The organism is Mesorhizobium sp. M7D.F.Ca.US.004.03.1.1 (assembly GCF_003998635.1).
Classification (GTDB): domain Bacteria; phylum Pseudomonadota; class Alphaproteobacteria; order Rhizobiales; family Rhizobiaceae; genus Mesorhizobium; species Mesorhizobium loti.
The window spans coordinates 1-8,381 of record NZ_RZQG01000178.1; the positions used below are offsets into that span (position 1 = coordinate 1).

General features: G+C 66.3%; 7 protein-coding genes. 2 read left to right on the forward strand and 5 right to left on the reverse strand.

The window, feature by feature from the left end; genetic code table 11:
- From EN935_RS12915 to EN935_RS12935, 5 genes are all read right to left on the reverse strand, one after another.
- A partial coding sequence (locus EN935_RS12915; protein WP_164771106.1) for a TolC family protein occupies positions 1–782 on the reverse strand: 782 nt, incomplete at its 3' end.
- A gap of 11 nt (positions 783–793) precedes the next feature.
- Complete coding sequence (locus tag EN935_RS12920) at positions 794–3,937, reverse strand: efflux RND transporter permease subunit (RefSeq protein ID WP_127373357.1); 3,144 nt, start codon at positions 3,935–3,937, stop codon at positions 794–796.
- 4 nt (positions 3,938–3,941) lie between these two features.
- Positions 3,942–5,153, reverse strand: coding sequence for an efflux RND transporter periplasmic adaptor subunit (locus tag EN935_RS12925; RefSeq protein ID WP_245468706.1), 1,212 nt, complete (start codon positions 5,151–5,153; stop codon positions 3,942–3,944).
- Positions 5,154–5,493: 340 nt separating this feature from the next.
- On the reverse strand, positions 5,494–5,784 hold the full coding sequence (locus EN935_RS12930) for a hypothetical protein (protein ID WP_127262952.1): 291 nt from the start codon (positions 5,782–5,784) through the stop codon (positions 5,494–5,496).
- 132 nt (positions 5,785–5,916) lie between these two features.
- Positions 5,917–6,588, reverse strand: coding sequence for a hypothetical protein (locus EN935_RS12935; RefSeq protein ID WP_127262934.1), 672 nt, complete (start codon positions 6,586–6,588; stop codon positions 5,917–5,919).
- A 211-nt stretch (positions 6,589–6,799) separates the two neighbouring features.
- On the opposite strand from EN935_RS12935, the gene EN935_RS12940 reads away from it, so the two are divergent.
- A complete protein-coding gene (locus EN935_RS12940; RefSeq protein WP_127262935.1) occupies positions 6,800–7,528 on the forward strand; it encodes a response regulator in 729 nt (242 codons plus the stop codon).
- Positions 7,525–8,381: histidine kinase dimerization/phospho-acceptor domain-containing protein (locus EN935_RS12945; RefSeq protein WP_127373358.1), on the forward strand; the 857-nt coding region annotated here is incomplete at its 3' end. The genes EN935_RS12940 and EN935_RS12945, both read left to right, overlap by 4 nt.

Here is an 8,381-nt window from a genome sequence, read left to right on the forward strand (position 1 = left end):
GCCGGCGGGCGGCCGGTGAGCACAGAGAGGCGATGCACGGCCTCCGCATAGCTTGCCTCCAGCGTCGGCACCGCGGCTTCGGTGCTCGCCGCCTGCCCCATCGCCTTGGCGACGTCGGCCGCGGTTGCCGTGCCCGCCTGCGCCATGGTGCGGGTGAGTTCGGCGGTCTGCCGTTGCGATACGGCCGAACGCCTGGCGAGCGCGATGCGGGCCTGGTAGCCGCGCGCCTGGGCATAGGTCGATGCGACATCGCCGACCAGGGTCAGAAGCGTCGAGCGCAGCTCCTCCTGCGAGGCGTCGAGCCCATAGCGGGCAGCCTCGACGCCCCTGCGGTTGCCGCCGAACAGGTCGAGCTCCCAGCTGGCATCGAAGCCGGCCTGGTACTCGTTGTAGGTGGCGTCAGAGCCTGACGTGGTCTCGGCGGACTTGTTGCGGGTAGCGGAGCCTGAGCCATCCACCGAGGGCAGCAATGTGCCCGCACTCTGGCGATAGGTGGCGCGCGCCTCGCGGATCCTGGCCTTGGCGGTGGCGACGTCGAGATTGCCGGCAACCGCTTCGTCGACCAGCGTGTTCAGCTCGGGATCGCGCAGCCGCTGCCACCATTGCGACAGTTGCGCCGGCTGGGCCGGCTTCATCGATTTCTGGCCGCTCCAGTTCGCCGGCATCGCCAGCATGGGCGCCTGATAATCCGGACCGACGACGCATCCCGCGAGCAGGACGGCGGTGAGCATAGGCGCAAGGAGCCGCCCCGCGGCCACCGAGCCACGTTCCAAACCTGTCATGTGAAGTTTCCTTATTGCTGGTTGGCCGTCACCGGCGTCTCGCCCGTATCTGGTTTGGCCGCCCTGCCCTTGAAGATGCGCCGCACCGTGACGAACAGCAGCGGCACCAGGAACACGCCGATCACGGTCGCCGCGATCATGCCGCCCATCACGCCGATGCCGACGGAGTTCTGCGCGCCGGAGCCCGCGCCGCTGGCAATCGCAAGCGGCAACACACCGAGGATGAAGGCCAGCGACGTCATCAGGATCGGTCGCAGCCGCTGTCGCGCGGCCTCCAGCGCCGCCTCGACGAGCCCCATGCCGGCAGTCTGCCGCTCGATGGCGAACTCGACGATGAGGATGGCGTTCTTGGCGGCGAGACCGATCGTGGTCAGCAGGCCGACCTTGAAATAGACGTCGTTGGACTGGCCGAACAGGCTCGCCGCCAGCAGCGCGCCGAAGATGCCGATCGGCACCGAGAGCATGACCGCGAACGGGATCGACCAGCTCTCATAGAGCGCGGCCAGGCACAAGAACACGACAAGTGCCGAGATCGCATAGAGCGACAGCGCCTGATTGCCGGAAAGCTTCTCCTGGTGCGACAGGCCGGTCCATTCGTGGGAGTAACCGGCGGGCAGCTGCGCCACAAGCTTGTCGATCTCGTCCATGGCGGCGCCCGAGCTGACGCCCGTGGCCGCCGCGCCCTGGATCTCGACCGCCGCCGACCCATTGTAGCGTTCGAGCCTGGGCGAACCGAATGTCCAGTGGCTGGAGGCAAAGGCCGAGAACGGCACCATGGCGCCGCTGGCATTGCGGACTTGCCATTTGTCCAGATCTTCCGGCTGCATGCGGAAGTTCGGGTCCGACTGCAGATAGACCGGCTTCACCCGTCCGCGATCGATGAAATCATTGACATAGTCGCTGCCCCAGGCGGTCGACAGCGTGTTGTTGATGTCGGCCAGGCTGACGCCGAGCGCGCTTGCCTTTTCCTGGTCGATATCGACCGAGAATTGCGGCTGGTCTTCCTGCCCGTTGGGGCGGGTGTTGGCGAGCACCTTGCTCTGCCCGGCCAGGGCCAGAAGCTGGTTACGCGTCTGGATCAGCGCGTCATGGCCGGCGCCGTTGACGTCCTGCAGGTAGAAGTCGAAGCCGTTGGTGTTGCCGAACCCCTGGATGGCGGGAGGCGCAAGCGCGAAGACCTGCGCGTCCCTGATCTTGGAGAAGGCGCCCATGGCGCGGCCGGCGATCGCCTGCGCAGCCATGGCCGGCGATTTGCGCAGGCCGAAATCCTTCAGCCGCACGAAAGCGATGCCGACATTCTGCCCGGCGCCGCCGAAGCCGAAGCCGGAGGCGGTGAACACCCCGTCGACGGCGTCCTTCTCTTGGCCGAGATAGTGGTCGGTGACTTGCGCCAGCACGCGCTCGGTGCGGTCCTGCGTCGCGCCGACCGGCAGCTGCACGCTGGTGATCAGGATGCCCTGGTCTTCTTCCGGCAGGAACGAACTTGGCAGCCGGGCAAACATCCAGCCCACGGCAACGACGATGGCCAGGAAGACGACGAGGAAGCGCCAGGACCGGTTGATGATGCCGTGCGAGCCGTCGCGATAGGCAAGCGTGCCGCGATCGAAGACACGGTTGAACCAGCCGAACGGGCCGGTCTGCGTCGCATGGTCCTTGGGCGGCCGCAGGATGGTGGCGCACAGTGCCGGCGTCAGCACAAGTGCGACCAGCACGGACAGCACCATCGCCGAGACGATGGTCACCGAGAATTGCCGGTAGATGATGCCGGTCGAGCCGCCGAAGAAAGCCATCGGCACGAACACGGCCGAAAGCACGGTGGCGATGCCGATCAGCGCGCCGGTGATTTCGTGCATCGACTTGCGCGTCGCCTCCTTTGGCGACAGGCCCTCCTCCTGCATCACGCGTTCGACATTCTCGACGACGACGATGGCGTCATCGACCAAAAGGCCGATGGCGAGCACCATGGCAAACATGGTCAGCGTGTTGACGGAATAGCCGAACAGCGACAGCACGCCGAACGTGCCGAGCAGCACCACCGGCACCGCGATCGTCGGGATGATGGTGGCGCGTAGGTTCTGCAGGAAGATGAACATCACCAGGAACACCAGCACGATCGCCTCAGCCAGCGTCTTGACCACCTCCTCGATCGACAGCCGCACGAAGGGCGAGGTGTCGTAGGGATAGACGACCTCGACCCCTTGCGGGAAGGTCGAGCTCAGCCGGGCGATCGTCGAACGCACCGCCTCGGCGGTGTTGATGGCATTGGCGCCGGTCGCCAGGTTGACGGCGACGCCGGCCGCCGGCTTGCCGTTGTAATTGGCCTGCGTCGTATAGCTTTCGGCGCCGAGTTCGACGGTGGCGACGTCGTTGAGGCGCACCAGCGAGCCGTCCGTCTGGCTCTTCAGGATGATGTTGCGGAACTGTTCGGCGGTCTGCAGCCGGCTCTTGGCAGTCACCGTTGCATTGAGCTGCTGGCCCTTGCGCGCCGGCAGGCCGCCGAGCTGGCCGGCCGAAACCTGCGTGTTCTGCGCCTCGATCGCCGAGGCCACGTCGCTCGGCATCAGGGCATATTTGGCGAGCTTGTCGGGGTCGAGCCAGATGCGCATGGCATAGCCGGAGCCGAACAGCTGCGTCGAGCCCACGCCTTCGACGCGCTTCAGCGTGTCGTTGACGGTGGCGTCGACATAGTCGGCGAGATCGGTCGAGTTCATCTTGCCGTCGGTCGAGACGAAGCCGATGACCATCAGGAAGCCGGTCGAGGATTTGGAGACGGTGATGCCGTTGCTCTGCACCACCTGCGGCAGCTGCGACTGCACCAGTTGCAGCTTGTTTTGCGTCTGCACCTGGGCGGTATCGGGATCGGCTGATGTGGTGAAGGTCAGCGTGATCGAGGCCGAACCGGTCGAGGTCGACGTCGCCGTCATGTAGTCGAGATTGTCGATGCCGGTCATGCCTTGCTCGATGACCTTGGTCACCGAATTCTCCACCGTCTGCGCATCGGCGCCCGGATAGGTGGCGCTGATATTGACCGTGGTCGGCGCGATCTGCGGATATTGCGAGATCGGCAGCGAGGTGAGCGCCAGGAGGCCGCCCAGCATGATCACGATGGCGATCACCCAGGCGAAGATCGGCCGGTTTATGAAGAATACGGACATCGCCTTAGTTCCCGGTCGCGGCGGCAGGCGCCGGTTTGGCCGCATTGGACGCGGCTGGTGCGGCCGAAGTGCCCTGCCCGCGGTCCTTGACCTCGCCGGTCGTCTCGTCGATCGTCACTTCGACGCCCGTCGCATCACCGCCGGGGCGCACCAGTTGCATGCCTTCGACGATAACACGGTCGTCGTCGCCGACACCGGAATCCACCAGCCAGTTGTTGCCGACGCTGTTGCGCACCGCGAGCACGCGCGTCTCGACCTTGCCCTGCGCATTGATGACCATGGCGGTGGCCTCACCCTTGGTGTTGCGGCTGACGGCGCGCTGCGGCACCAGGAAGCTGTTCTGGGCGACGCCCTCCTCGACCAGCGCCCGCACATACATGCCGGGCAAAAGCAGGCGGTCGGGGTTGGGGAATTCGGCCCTGAGCGCGAAGGTGCCGGTGGTCTGGTCGACATTGGCGCCGGCGAATTCCATCTTGCCGGTCTGCGTGTATATGGTGCCGTTCTCGAGCTTCAGCTTGACGCTGACATTGGGGCCGCTGAACTTCAGCCGCCCTTCCGAGATGGCCTGGCGCAGATTGAGCAGATTGGTGCTCGACTGCGTGACATCGACATTGATCGGATCGAGCGCGCGGATGGTGGTCAGCACCGTGTCCTGGTTGGCGGTCACCAGCGCGCCGGGCGTCAGCGTGGACTTGTCGATGCGGCCGGCGATCGGCGCGGTGATCGAGGTGCGGTCGAGGCTGATGCGTGCCGTCTCGGCGCTGGCCTTGGCCGAGGCGACATCGGCTTGCGCCTGTGCGAGCGTAGCGGCGGCATCGTCATAATCCTGTTTGGAAACAACGTTCTGCTTCAACAGGCCGGCATAGCGGTCGAACTTGGCCTGCGCCGTGGGCACCGCCGCTTCCGCCTTCTGTTGGGCCGCGACCGCGCTGTCATAGGCCGCCTTGTAGCTTGCCGGATCGATGAGGTAGAGCGGCTGTCCCGCCGCCACCTCGCTGCCCTCCTTGAACAGGCGCTGCTGGATGATGCCGTTCACCTGCGGGCGCACCTCGGCAACCAGCGAGGCCGCCGTGCGCCCTGACAGTTCGGCTGTGATCGCGACCGATTGCCGATGCAGGGTGACGACGCCGACTTCCGGCTTACCTGCCGCGCCCATGCCGGCGGGAGCGCCGTTCTCCTGTGAACAGGCGGCCAGCAAAAGGGTGGCAGCGAACATCGCGGCCCAGGGCGCCAGACGGAGTGCCGGCTGCGGAGACGGGCTAGACTGGATAGACATGGACTGAATGATCTTTCGCTGGAGTTGCGTGCGCGGGCAATCGACCGCTTGGTCGAAGCATGCCGACCGATATCTTGATGGTAGGCCGCGCCGGTCCGCGGGCGGCGACGAGCAATGGTTCGAAGCGGCTCATGTCGCGCTCCTTCTCGGCGGCCGGAGCTGCTCGAAGGTCGAGTAGCTGGCCGCGATGCCCACCAACATCATTATGCCGATCAACGAGGACATGCCAAGCGTCTTGCCCGAGTCCTGCGCGATCCAGAGTCCTGCGCGGTCCCGAGCCTTACGCGATCTTGCGGTCATGATGTCCTTGGTTGTTGAGCGGCTCCGCAAACGGAAGCGACAGGCGCCAGGCGGCGAAGCTCAGGCGGATCGCGCCCTTCAGCGTGTCGGCCGGCAGAGCCAGCGGCAAGCCGCGACCGGACAGCGGTAGGCCGCGTCCGGACAGCGGAAGACCGCGTCTGGACAGCGGAAGACCGCGTCTGGACAGCGGAAGACCGCGTCTGGCATGGCCGAGCGACAATCTCGGGCTGGCGGACGCGAGCAGCCGCAGCAGCATCATGGCTTCCCACATTGTCGTGCTTTCCATTGGTGATTTGAATTGGGCATGATTTGAACTGGGATGGCGGCCCGCCATCCCAGAAGAAACCGGCCGGCCCGAGAACGGGTTGGGTACCGGGCCGGCCGGCGCAGCCGGTCAGAGTTATCAGCCGTTCCCGGGCTGGGGCGGCGGCGGGCTGCCATCGTTGGGCAGGCCTCTGGGGCCGGCTGCATCATCCGGCGGACCGCCCCAGGGACCGGGGGGTGGTCCGTGGGGACGTTCCGCCGAAGCAAGGATTTCGAGCTGTTCGGGCGTCAGCTTGGCACGCAGTGCCGCGATCGCGTCTTTCAGTTTGCCGGCCGAAACCGCGCGGGCCGTGACGTCGTCGGCCAGCTTTTCCTGGAAGGCGAAGGGATCGGACTTGCCGCCCGGGCCTGCTGCATCAGGGTCTTTCGCTTCAGGACCGCCAGGACCGCCCGTACCACCAGGGCCGCGATCGGGCCGTGGCGGTGTCAGCACGGCCTGCAGCGCGCTGGTGTAGTCGCGCCAGGCATCGAGCTGTTCGCTGCGGATGCCGACACGGGTCTCGAGCGCGGCCAGCCGGGCGGCGAGCATGAATTCCGGCGGCGGCCCCATACGGCGGGGACCAAAGCCTTCAGGCCCAAAAGCTTGCGGGCCAAAACCCTGAGGACCATGCCGCATCGATCCATGCGGACCGGGTCCATCCTGCATTGCCATGACCGGGGGCTCGCCGGGGCCCGGATCGGGCTGTGCCGCCAGCACGGGGTGGATTGCGGCGACGGAAAACAGGCCGAGCGCAAGAAGTCTGCTTCGCATGACGGTGTTCCTTTCTCTCATGCATCGGACAACCATGAGGATAGGAAGCCTGTTTGTCCGCTTCGCGTCGGCGTGTTGCCGAAGGTTTCCGCAAAAGGGCAATTTGTTTCCGAATGTTTCCCTCAGGCCACCGGAAACATTCAGTTGCAATTTTCCATGCCGCATGGGCGCGGCTCTCCCTATAATCGCGGCCAAGGCAAGGGCACGATTGATGCAGTCACAACCCCATATCCTCGTCGTCGACGACGACCGCGAGATCAGGACGCTTCTCCAGCGCTATCTCGACAGCCAGGGCTTTCGCGTCACGGCGGCGGCGGACCGGCGCGAATGCGAGCAGCGGCTGGGCGTGGGTCAGTTCGACCTGATCGTGCTCGACGTCATGCTGCCGGACGGATCCGGCCTCGATATCTGCCGGGGCTTGCGTGACCGCAAGCCGCACATCCCGGTCATCCTGCTGACGGCGCTGAAGGAAGATGTCGACCGCATCATCGGCCTGGAGCTCGGTGCCGACGACTATCTCGGCAAGCCGTTCAACCCGCGCGAGCTCATTGCCCGCATCCGCGCCGTGCTCAGGCGCTCGACGCCCGAGGAGGCGCCGGCACCGCCGCGCGCCCGTATCTATCGCTTCGCCAGCTACAGGCTGGAACCGGACACCCGCAAGGTGACGGACGCGCAGGGCGTCGCCGTCGACCTCACCGGCGCTGAATTCGACCTTTTGCAGGTGTTTCTCGACCGCCCCGGCAGGCTTCTGTCGCGCGACCAGCTTCTCGACCTGACGCAAGGCCGCGAGCGCGACCCGCTCGAACGCTCGGTCGATGTGCTGGTGAGCCGGCTGCGCCGCAAATTCACCGATACCGGCGACGGGCCGCTGTTCAAGACGGTGCGCAATGGCGGCTACCAGCTCACCGCGCGCGTCGACACGGTGGAGAGCTACGCGTGAACTCGCTGCGCCGCCGCCTCATCCTGCTGCTGGTCGCCTCGATCGTCGGCGTCGTCGGCCTGGCGACGGCCGCCGTCATCAGCGTGCGCGGCGGTGGGCCGCCGCCGGAACTGACCGTGCCCTGGGTCGCCCAGCAGATGGAGCTGGTGATGCGGCTGCTGCCCAGCCCGATCCCGGACGTCCTGCAAGTGCAGCTCACCGACCACCCGGCCGGGGGCAAGGTGGCTCGTCCGGAAACCGCGATGCTCAACGACGTCTTGCGCCGCCGGGGTTTCGACGTCCTGGCTGTCGTCAGCGACAAGCCGGATGAACCCGGCCAGCTTGCATCGGTGCGCCTGCCCGACAATCGCTGGGCGATCGTGGAGGTTCCCCACATCGATCCGCCACGGCGCGAATGGCTGATTCTGGCCGGCTGGATCTCGCTGATCGTCGCCGGCGCCACGGCGGTGTCGGTCTATTTCACCTCGGTGCTGATCCGGCCGCTGGAGATGCTGGAGACCGCCGTCTCCAAGATCGGATCGGATGGCGTGCTGGCGGCGGTGCCGGAAGTGGGTTCGGCCGAGGTCAAGGCCACCGCGCATGCGCTGAACCAGCTCTCGTCGCGGCTGAGAACCGCCATGGAAAGCCGCATGCGGCTGGTCGCCGCCGCCGGCCATGATCTGCGCACGCCGATGACGCGCATGCGGCTGCGCGCCGAGTTCCTCGACGACGAGCGCGACAAATGGCTTCACGACCTCGACGAGCTCGACCGCATCGCCGACAGCGCCATCCGCCTGGTGCGCGAAGAGGTCAACCAGGACGCCGTCGAACCGGTCGACCTGGAAAAGACGGTGCGCGACATCGAAGGCGAGAT